Below are 19,630 nucleotides of genomic sequence, written 5' to 3'. Positions count from 1 at the left end.
GGCTCGGGAACCGGCGCAGCACGCGCATGGCCTGGATGCGCCGGCCGGCGGCCCCCTCCCGGAGGTGGAGGACCTTCAGGCAATAGGCCCAGAGCGAGGCATGCCCCGCCTCGACGAAGGCGCGCCGTCGTTCGAACTCGTCGAGGTGAAGGAGGAAGTCCACCTGGACGTTTCGTTCCTCTCCGGCGAGGTCGCGCAGGCGAACGGCGAGGACGCTCGAGTCGAGGGAAGCGGGGGCGAGCGAAGACATGGAGTGCACCTCCAGATGCACCCTTCGTAACATGCGTCTTCGGGAGCTCCGGAGGCGCTCCAGGCTCGCGCCAGCGCGGCCATCTTCGGCCTCCCCTCGGCAACCCCCTGCCGCGGTCGAACGCGCGCGCCAGGCCCAGGTGCGCGCGCGTGAGTGGCTCTGTCGCGCCGCCTCGAACTCGTCGATGCCCGAGTCCGATGTGCGCATCCATACGCCCGTCGATCGGCGTACGGCCCTCCGGGCGGTCGGCCTTGATGTGATGAATCCTGAGGTCTGCGCCCCCACCCCTTCGCCGCGTCCCTTGCGCCACCGCGGGCGGCGCCGCCGCTATCGCGGTGTCGTCCCGGCGGGCTCGCTTCGCTCGTTGACTGTTTCCGAATCATGCTCGGTCGTGTAGGCCCGGCAGCGCGGCCCCGCACCCGACATGGACGGCGGTGGGCCGGGGCGCGGCGGCTCAGCCCGCGGCGGCGCCGATCGGCGACGACCACGCGCCCGGCTTGAACAGCCTGAAGAGCGTGTCGTAGTCCACGGGCTTCGTGAGGTGCTGGTCGAAGCCCGCGGCGATGGCGCGGCGCCGGTCCTCCGGCTGCCCGTAGCCCGTCACCGCGACCAGCTTCACGCCCTGCCCGAGCGCGCCCCGGACGCGCCGCGCGACCTCGTACCCGTCGAGCCCCGGGAGGCCGATGTCCACGAGCATCACGTCGGGATGATCCGAGAGGGCGCGCGCGACCCCGCGCAGCCCGTCCTCGACCGCGTCGACCTCGTGCCCGAGGTGCTCGACGAGCAGCCGCAGCGCGTCGCGGTTGTCCTCGTTGTCCTCGACGACGAGGACGCGGAGCTTGCCCGCGCGCGGCTCCTGGAGGGGCAGCGGCCGTTCCCCGACCTCGGTGACCGCCGCGATCGGCAGGGAGACCTCGAACTCGCTGCCGAGGCCCGGCCCGGGGCTCCGCGCCTCGACGATCCCGCCGTGCTGATCGACGAGCCGCTTCACGAGCGCGAGGCCGAGGCCGAGGCCGCCCTGGGCGCGGTCGATGGTCGTCGCGGCCTGGGTGAACGGCTCGAAGATCCGGGAGATCATCTCGCCGGGGATGCCGATGCCGTCGTCGCAGACCCGGATGGACGCCTTCTCGTTGCGCCGGGCGACGAGGACGGTGACGCGCCCGCCCGAGGGCGTGTACTTGAGGGCGTTCGCGAGGAGGTTCGCGACGATCTGCTCGACGCGGACCGGGTCGGCGTGGACGGGGACGCGCTCGCGCCAGAGGGACACGGCGAGATCGAGCCCCTGGAGCCGTGCGGCCTCGGCGAGCCCGGCCACCGCCTCGCCGACGATCTCGTTCAGGTCGACGACCTCGCGCCGAAGCGTGATCTGCCCGCGGGTCACGCGCGAGACCTCGAGGAGGTCGTCGACGAGTCGCGCGAGCCGGCGCGCCTGGCGATCGATGATCCCGCGAGGGCGCTCGTCGTCGGAGGCACGGACGAGCGGCAGCGCGAGGAGGATCGCGCCGAGCGGGTTGCGCAGCTCGTGGCCGAGCATCGCGAGGAACTCGTCGCGGGCGTCCACCGCGCGCCCGAGCTGGCGCATGAGGTCGCGCGCCGCGTACTGGCGGCGGCGGTTGCGGACCGCGATCTTCACCGCGCCGACGAGCGTGAGGACCTGCGCGGGGCGCTCGACGAGCGTCACGTTGCCGAGCGCCTCGAGCGTCTCCGGCGCGGGCGACGCGGCAGGGAGGCGGAGCCCGGCGGGGCAGAGGACGATCACCGGCAGATCCGACCACGCCTCCTGCAGCCCGAGCGCCCCGGAGAGCTCGGTGAGGGCGTCCGGTCCGAGGGCCTCCGACTCGACCACCACCGCCGCCGCGCCGCGGCCCAGCTCGCCGGCGAGCGCCGTCGCGTCGGGGAGGGACACGACGGTGAGCCCTGCGCGGCGGAGCGCCGGCCCGGCGAGGTCGGCGCCTTGGGCGGTGGGCATGAGCAGGAGGACCCGGTCTTCGAGCTGCGAACCTTCGTTCCCCATCGATGCCTCCGGTCCCCGCCTCCGCCGCCCCTGAGGGCGCCCGCACGCCGCCGCCGTGGGTCGATAGCTCTCTTACCCGCACCGCGTTGTCGAGGGGCCTACCGAGGTTCCGCCCCAAGGAGGAGACGGTGCGGTCGCGCTCGACGCGTGGCGCGGCCCATGCTCGGATCCGTCTGCTCTGCTACGGAGGTCCCCGTGATCCGCTCGCTGCTCGTCGCCCTCTCGCTCGCGCTCCTCGCCCCCGCCGTCGCGGGCGCGCGCGGACCCTCGACCGCCGAGGAGCGCCGGCGCGCGGTGCAGACCACGCGCAAGCTCGAGAAGGACCCGCTCGCGCGCGACGCGAACGCCTCCCGCCGGTGGCTCCTCGACTGGATCGTGGCGATCCCCGACGTCCAGGTGCGGAGCTGCTCCGGTCCGCTCGACGTCCTCGTGGAGGACTCCGGCCCTTACGGGCGTCCCCTTTACCTCCAATCCATCTTCGGGATGGCGACCTACCTCATCGAGCATCCGCGCGCGAAGGAGGACTGGGTGGCGGTCCAGACGGCGGGCATCGAGAGCGTGCTCCGGGCGTACCGCTCGCTCGTACGGGCCGACCCCGAGGCGCGGCGCGAGGAGCTCGACGCGCTCGTCGAGGCGCAGAAGCGCGGGCGGCTCGCGCAGCTCGTCGAGGAGACCATGGCCGAGTGCGGGAAGCCGCAGGACGACGAGGGGATGGGGCCGGTGCCGCGCGGCTCGATCTGAGCGGCCGCGGGGCCTCCCGGCGAGCTCAACGCCGCGCGCCGGGCAGGACGCCCATGCGGACGGCGAGGACGAGCGCGAGCAGGATCTGGACGCCGAGGAGCAGCGTGAGGCGGAGCCAGGTGGGCACGCGCCCCGGGCGGAACCGCGTCGAGGGATCGGCGGGATCGCGCAGGACGAGCGCGGTGTCCGGGGAGCGCGGCCCCTCGGCGACCGAGCGGAACGCGGCGAGGAGCGGCGCGAGCGCCCCGGCGCCGAGGACGAGCGCGCCGAGCAGCGCGAGGAGGGGAGGGTTCTCCACCTCGGGCGCCCCGCGCGGCGCGGCGATCGCGAACAGCGAGACGACGCCGTTGTTCGCGGCGTGGGCGGCGATGGCGGGCCACAGCGACCCCGAGCGCCACGCGAGCCAGCCGAACACCGCGCCGAGCACGAGCAGGGCGGGGAAGCGGACCGGGTCGAGGTGGATGACCGCGAAGAGCAGGCTCGAGCCGGCGATCGCGACGGCGGGCGCGTGACGCGCGAGCAGCGTCGTCTGGAGATACCCGCGGAAGGCCACCTCCTCGCACGGGGGCGCGACGAACGTCGCGATGAGGCCGAGGAGGACCCGCTCGGTGAGCGAGCGATCGAAGAGCTTCGCGACGTCGAAGGTCTCGAGCCAGGAGCGCGGCAGCACCCGCTGCGCGGCCGCCATGACCGCCATGGCGAGGAGGGTCCCGGCGGCGCCGCAGAGCGCGCCGAGCACGACCGTGGCGGGACGCACGCGCCCGAGCCGCAGGTACGGCACGGCGCGCAGGTTGGAGCCCACGGTGAGCGCGACCGCGGGCAGGAGGAACACGAACAGCTCCGACCAGAGGAGGCCGGCGAAGACGTGGAGCGCCTGGGCGAGGAGCCCCGGCAGGAACAGCACGAGCAGCACCCCGAAGAACGCGAGCGCGCTCTTCCTCGCCGGCGGGGGCGCGGTCGTCGGATCGGCGGCGGGCTGGGGATCCACGCCCGCGCAGGATGGCATCGGGCGGCCCCGCCGCAAAGCGCTTCGAGGGTAGAATGGCCCGCATGAACTTCCGGAACCGCACGGTCGTCCTGTGCGTCGGCGGCGGCATCGCCGCGTACAAGGCCTGCGAGGTGGCGCGCCTCGTCGTGAAGGGGGGCGGCACGGTGCGCGTCGCGATGACTCCCGCGGCGACGCGCTTCGTCGGGCCGCTCACCTTCCAGGCGATCTCCGGCGCGCCCGTCCTCGTCGACCTGCTCGACCCCGCGACCGACCTCGCGTACGGCCACCTCGGCCTCGCCCGCTCGGCGGACCTGGCCATCGTCGCGCCCGCGACGGCGGATCTCATCGCGCGCATCCGGGCGGGGATGGGGGACGACGGCGTCACGACCACGCTCCTCGCGATGACGTGCCCGGTGCTCGTGGCGCCGGCGATGAACACGCGGATGTGGGCGAACGCGGCGGTGCAGGAGAACGTCGCGGCGCTCCGCGCGCGCGGGATGCACGTCGTCGGCCCGGAGGCGGGGGAGCTCGCCGACGGCGACGTGGGGGAGGGGCGCCTCGCCGATCCGGCGCAGATCGCGCTCGCGGCGGCCCGGCTCCTCGGCCGGCAGGACCTCTCCGGGCGACGCGTGGTCGTCACCGCGGGTCCGACGCGCGAGCCCATCGACCCGGTGCGCTTCATCTCGAACCCCTCGACCGGGAAGATGGGCTATGCGGTCGCGGCGCGGGCGGCGCGCCGCGGCGCGGACGTGACGCTCGTCTCGGGGCCCACCGCGCTCGCCGATCCCGCCGGCGCGCGGGTGGTGCGCGTCGAGACCGCGGAGGAGATGGCGCGGGCGGTGGACGCGGCGGCGGCCGCCGGCATGGATCTCTTCGTCGGCGCGGCGGCGGTGTCCGACTACCGGCCGCGCGAGGTCGCGCCGCAGAAGCGGAAGAAGACCCCGGGCGAGGAGACGCTCGTCCTCGCGCGCACGCCGGACATCCTCGCCGGGCTCGGCGCGCGGCTCGCGGGGCGCCCGGACGCGCCGGTGCTGGTCGGGTTCGCGGCGGAGACCGAGGAGGTCATCGCCAACGCGCGCGAGAAGCTGAAGGCGAAGCGCTGCGATCTCGTCGTGGCGAACAAGGTGGGCGCGCCCGGCGCGGGCTTCGCCTCGGACACGAACCGGGTCGCCCTCGTCTCCTCGGACGAGCTCGCCGAGATCGAGGGGACGAAGGAGCAGGTCGCCGAGGCGATCCTCGACTGGATCCTGCCGGTGCTCGAGACGCGCCGGCCGCGAGACGGGTGACGCGCCGGCGGCCCCTGCGCCTCTCGCGCGGGCTCCGGCGGGCGCCAGCCGGACGAGGCAGGCGGCGAGCGCCGGCCCGGGTGGCCCTTGCCGAGGCGTCGAGCGCGCGGATCACGATGGCGATCGCGTCACCGGTCCGCGCCCATGGACACCCTCGACATTCTCGTCGTCGACGACGACGCGGAGATCCGGGAGATCCTCGCCCTCGCGCTGGAGCTCGAGGGGTACGCGGTCACGCTGGCGCGCGACGGCGGCGAGGCCTGGTCGCTCCTCGATGGCGGGGTCCGGCCCGCGCTCGTCCTGCTCGATCTCGCGATGCCCGTGCTCGACGGCGCGTCGTTGCTCGCCCGGATCCGCGCAGACGAGCGGCTGCAGCGGCTGCCGGTGGTCCTCGTCACGGCGTTCGCGTCCCCGGCGGACGGGGCCCTCGCGCAGGCGGACGGGGTGCTCCACAAGCCGGTGAGCCTCTCGGACGTCCTCGCGGTCGTGGCGGGGAGGTGCGGGAGCCGGGTCGCGGTGCGGCCATGAGGCACGAACCGGAGGGTGCCCGGCTACGGCGCGTGCTGCGGCAGCGGGCGTTCGCGGTGGCGTTCCTCGTCGCGGGCGTGCTCGTGTTCACCTGGCCGTTCGTGCGGGCGCCCGCGCTCCAGCTCGTGCCCGCCTTCGTGCACCTGGTCGTCGCGTGGGGCCTCGTCGTGCTCGGGCTCGCCGCCATGGCGCGGGCGCTCTCGCGCGGGGAGCCGGACGCCGGCGGCGACGAGGACGAGCGCCGTGGGTGACCTCGGGGCCGCGGCCGCGATCGTCGGCGCGTACGTCGGCGTCCTCTTCGCGATCGCGGCCTGGGCGGAGCGGCGCGGTCGCCGGGTGGCATCGACCCCGCTCGTCTACGCGCTCTCGCTCGGAGTGTACGCGACCGCCTGGACGTACTACGGCAGCGTCGGGCTCGCCGCGCGGAACGGGGTCCTCTTCCTCACCGTGTACCTCGGCCCGACGCTGTGCGCGATCGGGTGGTGGTGGACGCTCCGCAAGCTCATCCGGATCAAGGCGGAGTACCGCGTGACGGGGCTCCCCGACCTCCTCGCGCTCCGCTACGAGCGGTCGCACGGGGTCTCCCTGCTCGCCACCGCCCTCCTCGTGGTCGGCCTCGTGCCGTACCTCGCGCTCCAGCTCAAGACCTTGTCGGCGACGCTCGGCCTCGTGGCCGGCGGGACGGGCGCGCTCGCGTATCCGCGGGTGGGGGACCGCGTCGGTCCTCCGCTCGTCGCGGTCCTGGTGCTCTTCACCGTGCTGTTCGGCCTCCGGCGCGTGCGCCCGACCGAGCGCCACCCGGGCCTGATGGTCGCGCTCGCGGCGGAGTCGGTGGTGAAGCTCGTGGCCTTCGTCGCCGCGGGGGTCTACGTGTCCTACGGCCGCTACGACGGCCTCCTCGACGTGTTCCGTCGCGCGGCGGCGGCTCCGGCGCCGCCGGTGCCGGAGCTCCTCGGGGGGCGCGGCGTCGTGACGTGGCTCCTGCACATTCTCGTCTCGGGGGTCGCGGTCCTCCTCCTGCCCCGCCAGTTCCACGTCGCGGTGGTGGAGGCCCCCGACGAGCGCCACGTGCGCACCGCGATGTGGCTCTTCCCCGCGTACCTGCTCGCGATGAACGTGTTCGTCCTGCCGATCGCGCTCGGGGGGCTCCTCCTCGGCCTCCCCGCCGCCCAGGCGGACGCGTTCGTCCTCTCGCTGCCGCTCGAGGAGGGCCGGAACGCGCTCTCGTGGCTCGTGTTCCTCGGCGGGTTCTCGGCCGGCACCGGGATGATCATCGTCGAGACCACCGCGCTCGCCACGATGATCTCGAACGACGTGGTCGTGCCCGCCGCGGAGCGCTTCCCGCCGCTCGCCGGGCTCCGCCGCCGCCTGCGCCCGGTGCGGTGGGTCAGCGCCGCCGCGATCCTGGGGACCGCGTTCGCGTACGAGCGCGCGTTCGGCGCCCACTTCTCGCTCGCGTCGATCGGGTTCGTGTCCTTCGTGGCGGTGCTCCAGCTCGCGCCCGCGGTGGTGGGCGTCCTCTTCTGGCCCGGCGCGAGCCGCACCGGCGCCCTCGCCGGCATGTCCCTGGGGTTCGCGGCGTGGGCGTACACGCTCGTCGTGCCGGTCCTGGCCCGCTCCGGCTGGCTCCCGGAGTCGCTCCTCTCCCTGGGCCCGCTCGGGATCGAGCCGCTCCGGCCCGAGGGGCTCCTCGACGTGCACCTCGACGCCGTGTCGCACGCGGTGCTGTGGACCCTCGTCCTGAACGGCGGCGCGTTCGCGGCGGGGTCGCTCCTCTTCCCGCCGTCGCGCGATGAGCTCGTGAGGATCGAGCGCATCGTCGGCGTCCGCGCGGCGCCGCTCGCGCCGGCCGGGCCCGACGAGAGCCCGAGGGTGGCGCGCGTCGCGGACAAGCGCGCCGCCGCGGCGTGGCTCCTCGGGCGGTACCACGGGGAGGAGGACGGCGCTCGCCTCGCGGACGAGTGCCTCGCGCGCGCCGGCGCCCCGCGCGACGGCGGCCTCTCGGCGATCCAGCTCGCACAGCTTCAGGCGGAGGTGGAGACCACGCTGGCGGCCGCGATCGGCAGCGCCGCCGCGCACGCGGCGCTCCGGCGCAACCCGCTCGTCCTGCCGGAGGAGTCCCGGGCGATCTCGGCGGCGTACGCGGAGATCCTCGCGTCCCTGGACGTCTCCCCGGCCGAGCTCGAGCGCAAGCGGGAGTATCACCGCGAGCGCGAGCGCATCCTGCAGCAGGAGGCCGAGGCGCAGCGGCTGCTCGCGGAGGTGAGCGGCCGGCTGGGCGCGTCGCTCGCGCTCGAGGACGTGGCGCGCACCGCGGTGCGCCTGCCCGTCCCGCAGCTCGCCGAGGCGGCGGTGCTGTGGCTCGCGCCTGCCGGCGGCCGACCGGGGCGGGCGTGGGTGGCGCTCCCCGATCCGGCGCGCGAGGCGGCGGCGCGGGAGGCGGCGGAAGGCGCGGCCGGGCGACTCGAGCAGGTGTCGAGCGTCGCCCGCGCGCTCGCGACCGGCCGGGCCGTTGCGCGCAGCGAGGGGCCGGATCCCGGATGGCCCGAGCCGCTGCGGGCGGCGCTCGGACGCGCCAGCGAGGTCACGCTCCCGCTGCTCGCCGGACGGAAGGCCCTCGGCACCCTCACGCTCCTCGGCGGCCCGCGGTGGGGCGGCGGGGACGACGTCGCCCTCGCGGAGGAGGTGGCGCGGCGCCTCGCCATCGCCCTCGAGAACGCGCGCCTCTACGAGCTCGCGGAGGCGGCGGTGCGCGCCCGCGACGAGTTCCTCGCCGTCGCCTCGCACGAGCTCAAGACGCCGCTCACGCCGCTGCGGATCCGGATCCAGGCGATCGAGCGGCTCGTCACGCGGGGCGAGCTGAACAGCGTCCCGCGCGAGAAGCTCTTGCAGCTCTTCGTCGGCGCCGAGGAGCAGGTGCTCCGCATCGTGGGGCTGGTCGACGACCTGCTCGACGTGTCCCGCATCTCCGCCCGCCGCCTGAAGCTCAGGCCCGAGCCGATGGACGTCGCGGCGAGCGTGCGCGCGGTCGTCGAGCGTCACGCGGTGGAGCTCGCCGAGGCGCGCTGCCCGGTCCGCGTGGACGCCCCGGAGGAGGTGCGCGGCACCTGGGACCGGCTGCGGGTGGAGCAGGTGGTGACGAACCTCGTGCTCAACGCCGCGAAGTACGCCCCCGGGAGGCGCGTGGAGGTGAGCGTGCGGGCCGACGACGGGCGCGCGCTCATCGCCGTCCACGACGAGGGGTCCGGCATCTCGCCGGAGGATCAGGAGCGCATCTTCCTGCCGTTCGAGCGGGCGGCGCGCTACCTCGAGGTGAGCGGCTTCGGCCTGGGGCTCTTCATCGTGCGGCAGATCGTCGAGGCGCACGGAGGCCGCGTCACGCTCGAGAGCGCGCCCGGGCGGGGGACGACGTTCACGATCGAGCTGCCGCGGAGGCCGCCGACCCCTGCGTGAGCAGGCGGGGCCGGATCAGGCCGAGAGCTTCGCCAGCGAGCGCGGCAGGACGAGCTTGCCGTTGATCGCGCCGCGGAAGCTCTCGCGCGTCTCGGCCGCGATCTCGTGGGCGTCGCGCGGGAGGACGTGACGGCGGGCGGTGCGCTCCTTGAGCTGCTTGCGGATGTCGGTCGCGAGCCGGATGTTGCGCGCGCCGGTCGCGTCCGCGCGAGCGGCCTCGCAGCGCTCGCCCTCGGCGAGCATGCCGAGGATCGCCTCGAGCGCGAGGCCGTTCGTCTCCGTGACGAGGTCCGGCTCCAGCACGAGGTTCCGCTCTCGCGCGAGCAGCGAGCGCGACACGTTGTGAAACCGGGTCATGCGCGCGCTCGCCAGGAGCGAGCGGAAGAGCTGCTTCGAGACGCCGAAGGGGAGCACCGACGCGCCGGCGAGCGTCCGGTCCAGGAAGGCGTCGTGCTCCCTCAGCGCGCGGGTCGAGACCTGCCGCGCGAGCCGCGACAGCGCCCGGTCCATGCCCTGGTCGTAGCGCAGCTCCCAGTAGGCGTGGCGCGTGTTCGTCTTGTGGAACGAGGCGACCGTCTTGAACGGGACGTAGTAGTTGTGGGCGACGGTGTCGGCGGAGAGGTGGGCGAGGAAGCCGAGCGCGAACGCCTGCTCCGCCCCGGGCTTCGCCTGCTTGAAGACGTTGAAGCCCACGCGCCAGTTGTGACAGTGGTACAGGTACCTCGCCATGTTCTTGCCGACCACGATGTCCGCCGCGAGGGACCCGTACAGGAAGTCGTGGCCGAAGTCCTGGAGCAGGCCGCGCATCGAGGGCTGCGCCGCGCCGAGGCTCGCGAGGGCCTGCGCCGAGAAGCTGAGATGCGCGAGCGGGCCCCACGCGTGGGCCTCGGACGGTAGGAAGAGTACGAGCAGGGCGACGGCGGCGAGTGGCAGGATGGCGAGCAGGCGCTTCGTGGTCATCTGGTCGGGATTCTAGGTTTCGGGACCTTCGCGTCGCAACGCGCGGATCCGTATTTCTCGTGGGGTGGAGCGGTCGTGAGCAAGCACGTCGGGCAGGGGAGCGAGGAGCTCGCCGCGGTCGCCGAGGAGGCGCTGCGCCACCTCGCGTGGCTGCGCTCCGCGGGGGTGGCCGAGGTCCCCGAGCCGGTGCTCCCGCCGCCGTCCTCCTCGGTGGAGCCGGCCCCGCCGCGAGCGATTCGAGCAGAGCCGCTCCCCGCGCCGGCCGCGAGCCCGGCCGCGCCCTCCACGGGCGCGTACTCCCTCACCGGCAAGGGGTGCGGCAGCCCCTCGCTGCTCGCGATCCGGCGGGATCTCGGCGAGTGCACGCGCTGCAAGCTCGCCGGAGGCCGGACGCACGTCGTGTTCGGGGTGGGGAACCCGCGGGCCGAGCTGATGTTCGTCGGCGAGGGGCCGGGCGCAGACGAGGACGCGCAGGGGGAGCCCTTCGTCGGCAAGGCGGGGCAGCTGCTCACGCGGATGATCGAGGCGATGGGCTTCCGGCGCGAGGACGTCTACATCGCGAACGTGGTGAAGTGCCGCCCGCCCGGGAACCGCAACCCGGAGCCGGACGAGATCGAGGCGTGCGAGCCGTTCCTGCGCCAGCAGATCGCCGCCATCTCACCGAAGGTGATCGTCGCGCTCGGCAAGTTCGCGGCGCAGACCCTGCTCCGCGACCCGACGCCGATCACGAAGCTCCGCGGCCGCTGGTCGAGCTACGGCGGCGTGAAGCTCATGCCCACCTTCCACCCCGCCTACCTCCTCCGCAGCCCGGAGGAGAAGAAGAAGGCGTGGGAGGACCTGCAGCTCGTCATGAAGGAGCTCGGGCGGCTCGCGCCGCGGAGGTAGCCATGCGCCGTCCCTCGAGAGCGCGCCTCACCCTCGCGGCCGTGGCCGCCATCGCGGCGGCGCTCGCGCTCGCCGCGCCGGTCGCGCCGGTCGCGCCGCCCGCCGCCGGCGCGCCGAGGGTGCTCACGCTCGAGATCCGCGGCCCGATCACCGGCGGGACCGCGGAGTACGTCGAGGCCGGGCTCGCGAAGGCGCGCGACGGCGGGTACGCGGCGCTCGCCATCACGCTCGACACGCCGGGCGGCGCGCTCGACGCGACGCGCGAGATCGTGCAGGCGATGCTCGCCTCGCCGACGCCGACGGTCGTGTGGGTCGGCCCCGCGGGCGCGCGTGCCGGCTCGGCGGGCGTGTTCCTCACGCTCGCCGCGGACGTCGCGGCGATGCACCCCACCTCCAACATCGGCGCCGCCCACCCGGTGACCGGCTCGGGCCGCGACGTCGCGGAGGAGGCCGGGAAGGACATGGCGAAGAAGGTGGAGAACGACACCGCCGCCTTCGCCCGCAGCGTCGCGGCCGCCCGCGGCCGGAACGCCGACTGGGCGGAGCGCGCGGTCCGGGAGAGCGTCGCCATCACCTCCGCCGACGCGGTGAAGCAGCGCGTCGTCGACTTCACGGCGACGGACCTGCGGCTCGTGCTCGACGCCGCGGACGGCCGCAAGGTGAAGACCGCCGCCGGGGAGAGCACGCTGCGCACCCGCGGCGCCGCGCTCGAGCCCTACGAGAAGACCCTCCGCCAGAAGGTCCTCTCCTTCCTCGCCGACCCGAACGTCCTCGCGATCCTCATGCTCGTCGGGACCCTCGGGATCGCCCTCGAGCTGTACCACCCCGGCTCCCTCGTGCCGGGCGTCGCCGGCGCGTTCGCGCTCTTCCTCGCGTTCATGGGGATGCGCGTCATCCCGGTGAACGCCGGCGCGGTGATCCTCCTGCTCGTCGGCGCCGCGCTCCTCGTCGTCGAGGCGTACGTCACGACCCACGGCCTCGCCGGCGTCGCGGGGACGGCCTGCCTCGTGATCGGGCTGCTCTTCTTCGTCGATCGGGCGTCGCCGGATTACCGCTTCGACCCGGGCGCGCTCACCATCTCCCCGTGGATCGTCTGGCCCACGCCGATCGTGGTCGCGCTCGCGCTCGGCTTCATGGCCTGGAAGATCGCCGGCTCGCGCCGGCGCCCCCTGCAGCTCGGCGCGCCCGGCCTCGTCGGCACCGCGGGCGAGGCGCTCTCGGACGTCGGCCCGGCCGCGGGCGAGGTCTTCGTGCACGGAGAGTACTGGCAGGCGCGCAGCGCGCTCCCGATCCCGAAGGGGGCGCGCGTCCGCGTCGTCGCGGTCGACGGTCTCACCGTGAAAGTGGTCGCCGAGGCCGTCGCCGCGGGATAGTAGGGCCACGCTCCAACGCAGCCGCGCCAACGAACCGTCGCCGGAGGTCCTGACGTGCCGCTCATCGGAATCGCCATCCCCATCGCCGTCGTCCTGCTCTGGTTCCTGTCCGGCATCCGGATCATCAACGAGTACGAGCAGGGCGTGATCCTGCGGCTCGGCCGGTTCGCCGGGATCCGCACCGCCGGGCTCAAGTGGATCATCCCGTTCATCGACCGGATGATCATCATCGACATGCGCATCACCGCGGAGCAGGTGCCGCCGCAGGACGTCATCACGCGGGACAACGTCTCCGTGAAGGTGAACGCGGTCATCTACTTCCGCGTGCTCCAGGCGGACCGCGCCTTCCTCCAGGTGACGGACTTCCTGTTCGCGACGAGCCAGTTCGCCCAGACGACGCTCCGCTCGGTGCTGGGCCAGGTGGAGCTCGACGACCTCCTCAGCCAGCGCGACAAGATCAACCGCCAGCTCCAGGAGATCATCGACCGGCACACCGAGCCGTGGGGCGTGAAGGTCACCGCAGTCGAGGTGAAGCAGGTCGATCTGCCCGACGAGATGCGGCGCGCGATGGCGAAGCAGGCCGAGGCGGAGCGCGAGCGGCGCTCGAAGGTGATCGCGGCCGAGGGCGAGTACCAGGCCGCCGAGAAGCTCGGCCAGGCCGCCGACGTCATCGCCCGCTCGCCGGGCGCGCTGCAGCTCCGCTACCTCCAGACGCTCGTCGAGATCGCGGCGGAGAAGAACTCCACGGTGGTGTTCCCCCTCCCCATCGACCTCGTGAAGCCGTTCCTCGACATGGGCCGGCTCCCGGCCGCGAAATAAGTCCGCGGCGCGCGCGTAGAGCCATCCGTCCCTCTGGGGAGAGAGGACCGGCGGGGGGTGTCCGGCGCACGGGCCGGGCATCCCTCGGCCGCTTTCCGTCCGGATCGGGAGCCTCCATGCGCCTCGCCGTCGTCCTCGCCGCCGCCGCCAGCCTCTCCGCCGCCTCGCCTGCCCTCGCCCGCGGGCGCCTGGAGGGTGACGGGAACGTCACCACCGAGCAGCGGGAGGTCGGCGCCTTCGATCGCATCTCGCTCCGCGGCGCCGTCGACGCCGTGGTGAAGGTCGGCCCGCCGCGCGGCGTGTCGGTGGTGGTCGACTCGAACCTCCAGCCTCGCGTCCGCACGCGCGTCGAGGGCAGCACCCTCGTCGTGGACACCGACGACGTCCGGCCGTCCCGCGACGCGCGCGTCATCGTGACCGTCCCGGAGCTCCGGGCGATCGAGACCCGCGGCTCGGGCGACGCGCTCGTCGACGGCGGAAAGGGAGACCTCGCGCTCGATACCCTCGGCTCGGGAGAGATCCGCTGGCGAGGCGAGGCGGCGCGGCTCGAGGTCACGACGAAGGGCTCGGGCGAGATCGTCCTCGCCGGGAAGGCGGAGGTGCTCGTTGCACGCACCTCCGGCTCGGGTGAGATCCGCGCGCGCGAGCTCACCGCGCGGGACGCCGACGTCCGTACTTCCGGGTCGGGCGACGTGGAGCTGACGCTGGGTGGCGGAGTCCTCCGCGCGCGCACGAGCGGCTCTGGAGACGTGACGTGGCACGGCGAGGGGCGCGTGGAGGAGGCGAAGGCCGCGGGGAGCGGGGACATCGCGCGCGGACGATGAGGAGAGCTCTCGCCGGCGACGCAGACGTTCGGCCGAGCCCACGACCCAGGCAGGGAGCGCGCTGGGTGATGCGGTGTGCGCTGCGAAGTCGAAAAGAGGTCCTGCGAGCGCCCTAGGCACGGAGTAGTTACCCATCAGCGGATGGCGCGCTCACCTTTCAACGCCGACGAGGCCCGCGAGGCATGGCGACGGTACGTCTCGACAGGCGCGGTCGCCCGACGGCTTCTGAGGCGGTCGACGTACCACGCGTGGGCGCGCTGCCACGATCTCGGCGCCAGCCCTCATCTCCTGAAGGCGGAGGCGCTCTCGGTCTCGGATACGGAGCGGCTGCTGGCCGAGCAGCGCGAGTTCATCGCTGCGGCGACACCGTTCATGGCGGCGCTGTCCCGAGCGGCGTCCAGCGACCGCCACGCCGCGATGCTGGGCGACGGCCGCGGCGTCGTGCTCGACGTCGTCGGCGACGAGGCGAGCGTCCGAGGGCCGGAGGCGGTGCCCGGTCCCGGGTGTCTGCTCGCCGAGGAGACGGCTGGCGCGAACGGGATCGGGTCGCCGCTCGCAGAGCAGGGCTACGTCGAGTTCGTCGGGCCCGAGCACTTCATCGGCGGGTTCCATCCGTTCACGTGCCAGGGCGTTCCCATTCACGATCCGCAAGGCCGGACGGTGGGCGTGATCAGCACGTCCGTGCGCCGCCCCGCAGCCTCCCAGCGCCTCCGCGACATCCTGGTCTGCGCGGCGAACGGGATCGAGGCCGAGCTGCTGCGGCTCCGGCTCGAGCGCGACGTCGAGCGGGTGCTCGCGTCCGGGTCGGGCTCGTCGCTGGCGAAGCTTCGAGACGACGTCGTCCAGACCTACGCGGCGGCGCGCGTACGGCTCGAGGCCGCAGCGAGACGGGGTCCCGCTGCGTCCGAGTACACGCTCGCGCTCGTCCGCGAGGCGCAGCGCACCATCGAGCGTTTCAGGCACCGCGCAGCGCTGTGGCGCGACCTCGCCTCGGACGAGCTCGGCATGCGTCAGCCGTTCAGGCTCGATCAGCGCGTCGTGGAGATCGTCGATCTGCTCGCGACCGACGCCGCGACGCGACGCGTCGCGCTCGTCGCGTCCATGCTGGAGGAAGCGCGCGTCGTCGCGGACGCGCGCGCGGCGTCGCGCGAGATCTTCGGGGCGATCGTGTCCGCGCTCGAGAACGCCGGCGAAGGGGGGAGCGTGGAGATCGCGATCCGCCTGGCTCGACGCGAGCGGCGCGCCGTCGTCAGCGTGTCGGCGAGCCCGGCGCCGGGGGTCGCGCCGGCAGGCCCGCTCGCAGCGCAGCTCGCCTACGAGGCGGCGCCTTGACGCGCGAGCGCAGCGGGCCGGGGCCGAGCTCCGGTCGCGACGCCGAGCGGACCGCCCTCCAGAGGCGCGTCCTGCTCGTCGACGACGACGACGACTTCCGCGCGAGCGTCGCCGAGGTGCTGAGGGACGAGGGATGGGAGGTCACGACCGCTCACGACGGTGAGGAAGCGCTCGCGCTCGCCCGAGCCCTCGACGAGTTCGTCCTGCTGGTTGACTACCGGATGCCCGGCCTGAACGGTGGCGAGGTGTTCGAGCAGATGCGGGGCAGGAGCCCTTCCCGGCTCCCGGCGGTGCTCATGACCGCGTCGAAGCACGTCGCGGACCTGGCGGCACATCACGGCTTCCGTCATCACGTGGGGAAGCCGTTCTCGCTCGACGACCTGCTCGGGACGCTCGAGCTGGCGCTTCGCGGCGGCGAGCCGGGCGAGTAGCGACCGGGTTCGCAGAGCGTGACCGGCCGGCGCGAGCGCGCTCATAGCTGCGCGACGATCGTCCCGTCCTCGCGCGTCCACGCCCGCGCCATCACCGGCGTGTTGTGCGCGAAGCTCGCCTCGCCGCGCGGCCCGAGGACGATCAAGCCTCCCTCGCCCTTCACCCGGCTCCCGAGCGCGGCGATCCCCTGGCGAGCCGCCTCGGGGGGCGGCACCCCGCGGCCGACCAGATCCGCGACGTGGCGCGCGAGCGTGAGCTGGATGATCCGCTCCCCGTGGCCGGTGCACGACACGGCGCCGAGGAGGTCGTCGGCGTAGGTGCCGCAGCCGATGAGCGGGGTGTCGCCGACTCGCCCGGGCAGCTTGAGCTGCATGCCGCCCGTGGAGGTCGCCGCGGCGAGGTGGCCGCGGACGTCGCGCGCGACCGCGCCGACCGTGCCGAACTTCTTCCCGGGCGGATGAAGCCCCTCCGGACCCCCCGTTCGCTCCGGCGCAGCCTCACCCGGCTGCGCCTGCGCTCGCAACGCGATGCCGGCCTCCGCCGCTCGCGCCGCCTCCCAGCGCGCGCGCTGGCGGGGGGTCACGAGCAGCGCGTTCTCGTACGCCGGGATCCCCACCTCGCGCGCGAAGGCGGACGCCCCCGGACCGGCGAGCAGCACGTGGTGCGACCACTCCATGACGGCGCGCGCGAGGGTCACCGGGTTCCTCACGTCCTTCACGACCGCCACCGCGCCGCAGCGGAGCGTCTCGCCGTCCATGATCGACGCGTCGAGCTCGACGTCGCCGGCGGCGGTGAGCGTCGCGCCGGTGCCGGCGTTGTAGGTGGGGTCGTCCTCGAGCACCCGCACCGCGGTCTCCACCGCGTCGAGCGCGCTCCCGCCGGCGCGGAGCACCGCATGGCCGGCCTCGCAGGCCCGGCGGACGCCCTCGAGGCGCGGGGCATCGGCGCCCCCGGATGAGGCTGGGTCATCGGAACCGAGGTTTCCGGCTCCGCCGTGGACGATGATGGCGGGCGTGGCGGCGGGGTGCATGTCGGGGCGGGGAGGTTAGAGAGAGCTCCGCCCGCGGGCAAGCCCGCCGCGCGGGGAAGCTTCGGTTGGCGCGCCGGATCGGCGCATCCTATGTTCCCGGGCGCCCGGAGGTCCCTCCGGAGCTCCCGACGACGAGAGGTCATCATGCCCGGACGCGAAGTGGTCATCGTGGGGGCGGCGCGTACGCCCATCGGCTCGTTCCTCGGCTCGCTCGCGAGCGTCACCGCCCCGCGACTCGGGGCGACCGCCATCCGGGCGGCGCTCGAGCGCGCGGGCGTCGAGCCCTCGGCGGTGGACGAGGTCGTGATGGGGAACGTCCTCCAGGCGGGCGTGGGCCAGGCGCCCGCGCGGCAGGCGGCGCTCCTCGCCGGCCTTCCTGACAAGACGCCCTGCTGGACGCTCAACAAGGTCTGCGGCTCCGGGCTCAAGGCGGTCATCTCGGGCGCGCAGGCGATCGCGCTCGGCGACGCCGACGTGGTGGTCGCGGGCGGGATGGAGTCGATGTCGAACGTCCCGTACTACGACCGCGCCGCGCGCACCGGCGCGCGGATGGGCAACGTCGAGCTCGTGGACGGGATGGTCCACGACGGCCTGTGGGACGTGTACAACCAGCAGCACATGGGGATGTGCGCGGAGGCCTGCGCGACGACGCAGGGCATCTCGCGCGCCGCGCAGGACGAGTTCGCGCTCGAGTCCACCCGCCGCGCGATCGAGGCGTGGCGCAGCGGCGCCTTCAAGGCCGAGATCGTCCCGGTGGAGGTCGAGGCGAAGCGGGGCGAGAAGACGCTCGTCGCCGACGACGACGGTCCCAAGAACGCGAGGCCCGACAAGATCCCGGGCCTCCGGCCGGTCTTCAAGAAGGACGGCAGCGTCACCGCCGCGAACTCGTCGTCGATCAACGACGGCGGCGCCGCGGTCGTGCTCATGAGCGCCGAGCGCGCGGCGCGCGAGGGCCGCACGGTGCTCGCCCGGCTCCGCGCCTGGGGCGGGGCCGCCCGTGCGCCGGTCGAGTTCACGATCGCCCCCGCGGACGCGGTGAAGCTCACGCTGGAGAAGGCGAAGCTCGCGACGAAGGACATCGACCTGTGGGAGATCAACGAGGCGTTCGCGGTGGTGTCGATCGCGAACAACCGCCTCCTCGACCTCGACGGGAAGAACGTCAACGTGCGCGGCGGAGCGGTGGCGCTCGGTCACCCCATCGGCGCCTCGGGGGCGCGCATCCTCGTGACGCTCGTCCACGCGATGAAGGACCTCGGAAAGAAGCGCGGGCTCGCGTCGCTCTGCATCGGCGGCGGCGAGGCGGTCGCGCTCGTGGTCGAGCGCTGAGGGAGCCCCCCCATGAACAAGCTCGTCGAGTCGGCCGACGCGGCGGTGGCGGACATCCGGGACGGCGCGACCCTCATGGTCGGCGGCTTCGGCCTGTGCGGGAACCCGGAGAACCTCATCGCCGCGCTGCACCGCAAGGGCGTGAAGGACCTCACCGTCGTCTCGAACAACTGCGGCACGACGGACCAGGGCCTGGGCATCCTGCTCAAGGCGCGCCAGATCCGGAAGATGGTCTCGTCGTACGTCGGGGAGAACAAGGAGTTCGAGCGGCAGTACCTCTCCGGCGAGCTCGAGGTCGAGCTCGTGCCCCAGGGCACGCTCGCCGAGCGGATCCGCGCGGGCGGCGCCGGCATCGGCGGCTTCTACACCGCGACCGGCGTCGGGACGCAGGTCGCCGAGGGCAAGGAGACGCGCGTCATCGACGGGCGCGAGTACCTCCTCGAGCGCCCGCTCAGGGCCGACTTCGCGCTCGTGTACGCGTGGAAGGCCGACACCTGGGGCAACCTCCTCTACCGGAAGACGACGCGCCAGTTCGGCCCGATGATGGCCAGCGCGGCGAAGGTCACGATCGCGGAGGTCGAGCACGTGGTGCAGCCGGGCGAGATCGATCCGGACTCGGTCCACACGCCGAGCATCTACGTGAAGCGCATCGTGAAGGGCGAGCGGTACGAGAAGTGGATCGAGCGGCGGACGGTCCGTCCGCGGCCGGCCTGAGGAGGACCGAACATGCCGCTCACCCGCGAGCAGATCGCCGGCCGCGTCGCCCAGGAGCTGCGCGACGGCTTCTACGTGAACCTCGGCATCGGGATGCCGACGCTCGTCTCGAACTACGTGCCGCCTGGCGTGGAGGTCGTGCTCCAGTCGGAGAACGGCATCCTCGGCGTCGGCCCGTATCCCTACGAGGGCGAGGAGGATCCCGACCTCATCAACGCCGGCAAGGAGACCGTGACCGTCCTCCCCGGCGCGTCGTTCTTCTCCTCGGCCGAGTCGTTCGCGATGATCCGTGGCGGCCACGTCGACCTCGCCATCCTCGGCGCGCTCGAGGTGTCGGAGCACGGCGATCTCGCCAACTGGCTCGTGCCCGGCAAGATGGTGAAGGGGATGGGCGGCGGGATGGACCTCGTCGCCGGCGCGCGCCGCGTCGTCGTCATGATGGACCACGCGACGAAGGACGGGCGGCCCAAGGTCCTGCGGCAGTGCGCGCTGCCTCTCACGGGCCGCCGCTGCGTCTCCGCCATCTGCTCCGACCGCGCCTGGATCGACGTCACTCAGGATGGGCTCGTGCTCCGCGAGCTCGCGCCCGGCGAGACCGTCGACTCGGTCCAGCGGCTCACCGAGCCGAAGCTCATCGTCGCCCCGGACGTGCGGACGATGCGGGTCTGACCGTCG

Annotated in this window: 18 protein-coding genes and 1 pseudogene; 14 read left to right on the top strand and 5 right to left on the bottom strand. The window is 73.9% G+C overall.

What is annotated here, in order from left to right; all coding sequences use genetic code 11:
- A pseudogene (locus MNY62_RS03845) lies at positions 1-250 on the bottom strand (HNH endonuclease); the annotation flags it as partial.
- A gap of 454 nt (positions 251-704) precedes the next feature.
- A complete protein-coding gene (locus tag MNY62_RS03840) occupies positions 705-2,264 on the bottom strand; it encodes a hybrid sensor histidine kinase/response regulator (protein ID WP_242342777.1) in 1,560 nt (519 codons plus the stop codon).
- Positions 2,265-2,459: 195 nt separating this feature from the next.
- Here MNY62_RS03840 and MNY62_RS03835 point away from each other — a divergent pair, with 195 nt between their 5' ends.
- Positions 2,460-3,005 (top strand): hypothetical protein, encoded by a 546-nt coding sequence (locus MNY62_RS03835; RefSeq protein ID WP_242342776.1) that lies wholly within the window; start codon positions 2,460-2,462, stop codon positions 3,003-3,005.
- A 25-nt stretch (positions 3,006-3,030) separates the two neighbouring features.
- Here the strand turns inward: MNY62_RS03835 and MNY62_RS03830 are convergent, their stop codons facing one another.
- A complete protein-coding gene (locus tag MNY62_RS03830) occupies positions 3,031-4,011 on the bottom strand; it encodes a CPBP family intramembrane glutamic endopeptidase (RefSeq protein ID WP_242342775.1) in 981 nt (326 codons plus the stop codon).
- 44 nt (positions 4,012-4,055) lie between these two features.
- Here MNY62_RS03830 and coaBC point away from each other — a divergent pair, with 44 nt between their 5' ends.
- The 4 genes from coaBC (at position 4,056) to MNY62_RS03810 (ending at position 9,260) form a co-directional block, all read left to right on the top strand.
- On the top strand, positions 4,056-5,279 hold the full coding sequence (gene coaBC / locus MNY62_RS03825) for a bifunctional phosphopantothenoylcysteine decarboxylase/phosphopantothenate--cysteine ligase CoaBC (RefSeq protein WP_242342774.1): 1,224 nt from the start codon (positions 4,056-4,058) through the stop codon (positions 5,277-5,279).
- A gap of 144 nt (positions 5,280-5,423) precedes the next feature.
- Positions 5,424-5,807 carry a response regulator gene (locus tag MNY62_RS03820; protein ID WP_242342773.1) on the top strand — a complete coding sequence of 128 codons (384 nt, stop codon included), beginning with the start codon at positions 5,424-5,426 and terminating at the stop codon, positions 5,805-5,807.
- Positions 5,804-6,058, top strand: a complete 255-nt coding sequence (locus tag MNY62_RS03815) for a hypothetical protein (RefSeq protein ID WP_242342772.1) — start codon at positions 5,804-5,806, stop codon at positions 6,056-6,058. The genes MNY62_RS03820 and MNY62_RS03815 overlap by 4 nt, the downstream gene beginning before the upstream one ends.
- Positions 6,051-9,260 (top strand): ATP-binding protein, encoded by a 3,210-nt coding sequence (locus tag MNY62_RS03810; protein ID WP_242342771.1) that lies wholly within the window; start codon positions 6,051-6,053, stop codon positions 9,258-9,260. Before MNY62_RS03815 ends, MNY62_RS03810 begins: the two co-directional genes overlap by 8 nt.
- Before the next feature lie 15 nt (positions 9,261-9,275).
- Here MNY62_RS03810 and MNY62_RS03805 read toward each other — a convergent pair whose 3' ends face one another.
- Positions 9,276-10,220 carry a zinc dependent phospholipase C family protein gene (locus MNY62_RS03805; protein ID WP_242342770.1) on the bottom strand — a complete coding sequence of 315 codons (945 nt, stop codon included), beginning with the start codon at positions 10,218-10,220 and terminating at the stop codon, positions 9,276-9,278.
- A 75-nt stretch (positions 10,221-10,295) separates the two neighbouring features.
- Here MNY62_RS03805 and MNY62_RS03800 point away from each other — a divergent pair, with 75 nt between their 5' ends.
- From MNY62_RS03800 to MNY62_RS03775, 6 genes are all read left to right on the top strand, one after another.
- Positions 10,296-11,105, top strand: a complete 810-nt coding sequence (locus MNY62_RS03800; RefSeq protein WP_242342769.1) for a uracil-DNA glycosylase — start codon at positions 10,296-10,298, stop codon at positions 11,103-11,105.
- A gap of 2 nt (positions 11,106-11,107) precedes the next feature.
- Entirely contained in the window at positions 11,108-12,478 is a 1,371-nt protein-coding gene (locus tag MNY62_RS03795; RefSeq protein WP_242342768.1) for an NfeD family protein, read from the top strand.
- Positions 12,479-12,532: 54 nt separating this feature from the next.
- Positions 12,533-13,297 carry a slipin family protein gene (locus MNY62_RS03790; protein WP_242342767.1) on the top strand — a complete coding sequence of 255 codons (765 nt, stop codon included), beginning with the start codon at positions 12,533-12,535 and terminating at the stop codon, positions 13,295-13,297.
- 116 nt (positions 13,298-13,413) lie between these two features.
- Positions 13,414-14,121, top strand: a complete 708-nt coding sequence (locus MNY62_RS03785) for a head GIN domain-containing protein (RefSeq protein WP_242342766.1) — start codon at positions 13,414-13,416, stop codon at positions 14,119-14,121.
- Positions 14,122-14,262: 141 nt separating this feature from the next.
- Positions 14,263-15,453 (top strand): sigma-54-dependent transcriptional regulator family protein, encoded by a 1,191-nt coding sequence (locus tag MNY62_RS03780; protein ID WP_242342765.1) that lies wholly within the window; start codon positions 14,263-14,265, stop codon positions 15,451-15,453.
- Complete coding sequence (locus tag MNY62_RS03775; protein ID WP_242342764.1) at positions 15,450-15,884, top strand: response regulator; 435 nt, start codon at positions 15,450-15,452, stop codon at positions 15,882-15,884. Before MNY62_RS03780 ends, MNY62_RS03775 begins: the two co-directional genes overlap by 4 nt.
- 41 nt (positions 15,885-15,925) lie before the next feature.
- Here the strand turns inward: MNY62_RS03775 and MNY62_RS03770 are convergent, their stop codons facing one another.
- On the bottom strand, positions 15,926-16,915 hold the full coding sequence (locus MNY62_RS03770; protein ID WP_242342763.1) for an isoaspartyl peptidase/L-asparaginase family protein: 990 nt from the start codon (positions 16,913-16,915) through the stop codon (positions 15,926-15,928).
- A gap of 144 nt (positions 16,916-17,059) precedes the next feature.
- On the opposite strand from MNY62_RS03770, the gene MNY62_RS03765 reads away from it, so the two are divergent.
- The 3 genes from MNY62_RS03765 to MNY62_RS03755 are packed head-to-tail and all read left to right on the top strand — an operon-like array spanning position 17,060 to position 19,624.
- Positions 17,060-18,241, top strand: coding sequence for a thiolase family protein (locus MNY62_RS03765; RefSeq protein WP_242342762.1), 1,182 nt, complete (start codon positions 17,060-17,062; stop codon positions 18,239-18,241).
- 12 nt (positions 18,242-18,253) lie between these two features.
- Entirely contained in the window at positions 18,254-18,955 is a 702-nt protein-coding gene (locus MNY62_RS03760) for a CoA transferase subunit A (RefSeq protein WP_242342761.1), read from the top strand.
- A 12-nt stretch (positions 18,956-18,967) separates the two neighbouring features.
- On the top strand, positions 18,968-19,624 hold the full coding sequence (locus MNY62_RS03755; protein ID WP_242342760.1) for a 3-oxoacid CoA-transferase subunit B: 657 nt from the start codon (positions 18,968-18,970) through the stop codon (positions 19,622-19,624).
- The last annotated feature ends 6 nt before the right edge of the window (positions 19,625-19,630 follow it).

The sequence above is a fragment of the Anaeromyxobacter terrae genome, assembly GCF_022690685.1.
Classification (GTDB): domain Bacteria; phylum Myxococcota; class Myxococcia; order Myxococcales; family Anaeromyxobacteraceae; genus Anaeromyxobacter; species Anaeromyxobacter terrae.
This window is presented reverse-complemented; position numbering and strand designations above follow the sequence as displayed.

Coding starts and splice junctions, on each gene's coding strand:
- MNY62_RS03795 (WP_242342768.1), top strand. CDS start 11,108: ATGCGCCGTCCCTCGAGAGCGCGCCTCACCCTCGCGGCCGTGGCCGCC.
- MNY62_RS03785 (WP_242342766.1), top strand. CDS start 13,414: ATGCGCCTCGCCGTCGTCCTCGCCGCCGCCGCCAGCCTCTCCGCCGCC.
- MNY62_RS03780 (WP_242342765.1), top strand. CDS start 14,263: ATGGCGCGCTCACCTTTCAACGCCGACGAGGCCCGCGAGGCATGGCGA.
- MNY62_RS03840 (WP_242342777.1), bottom strand. CDS start 2,264: ATGGGGAACGAAGGTTCGCAGCTCGAAGACCGGGTCCTCCTGCTCATG.
- coaBC (WP_242342774.1), top strand. CDS start 4,056: ATGAACTTCCGGAACCGCACGGTCGTCCTGTGCGTCGGCGGCGGCATC.
- MNY62_RS03755 (WP_242342760.1), top strand. CDS start 18,968: ATGCCGCTCACCCGCGAGCAGATCGCCGGCCGCGTCGCCCAGGAGCTG.
- MNY62_RS03820 (WP_242342773.1), top strand. CDS start 5,424: ATGGACACCCTCGACATTCTCGTCGTCGACGACGACGCGGAGATCCGG.
- MNY62_RS03770 (WP_242342763.1), bottom strand. CDS start 16,915: ATGCACCCCGCCGCCACGCCCGCCATCATCGTCCACGGCGGAGCCGGA.
- MNY62_RS03765 (WP_242342762.1), top strand. CDS start 17,060: ATGCCCGGACGCGAAGTGGTCATCGTGGGGGCGGCGCGTACGCCCATC.
- MNY62_RS03830 (WP_242342775.1), bottom strand. CDS start 4,011: ATGCCATCCTGCGCGGGCGTGGATCCCCAGCCCGCCGCCGATCCGACG.
- MNY62_RS03760 (WP_242342761.1), top strand. CDS start 18,254: ATGAACAAGCTCGTCGAGTCGGCCGACGCGGCGGTGGCGGACATCCGG.
- MNY62_RS03805 (WP_242342770.1), bottom strand. CDS start 10,220: ATGACCACGAAGCGCCTGCTCGCCATCCTGCCACTCGCCGCCGTCGCC.
- MNY62_RS03815 (WP_242342772.1), top strand. CDS start 5,804: ATGAGGCACGAACCGGAGGGTGCCCGGCTACGGCGCGTGCTGCGGCAG.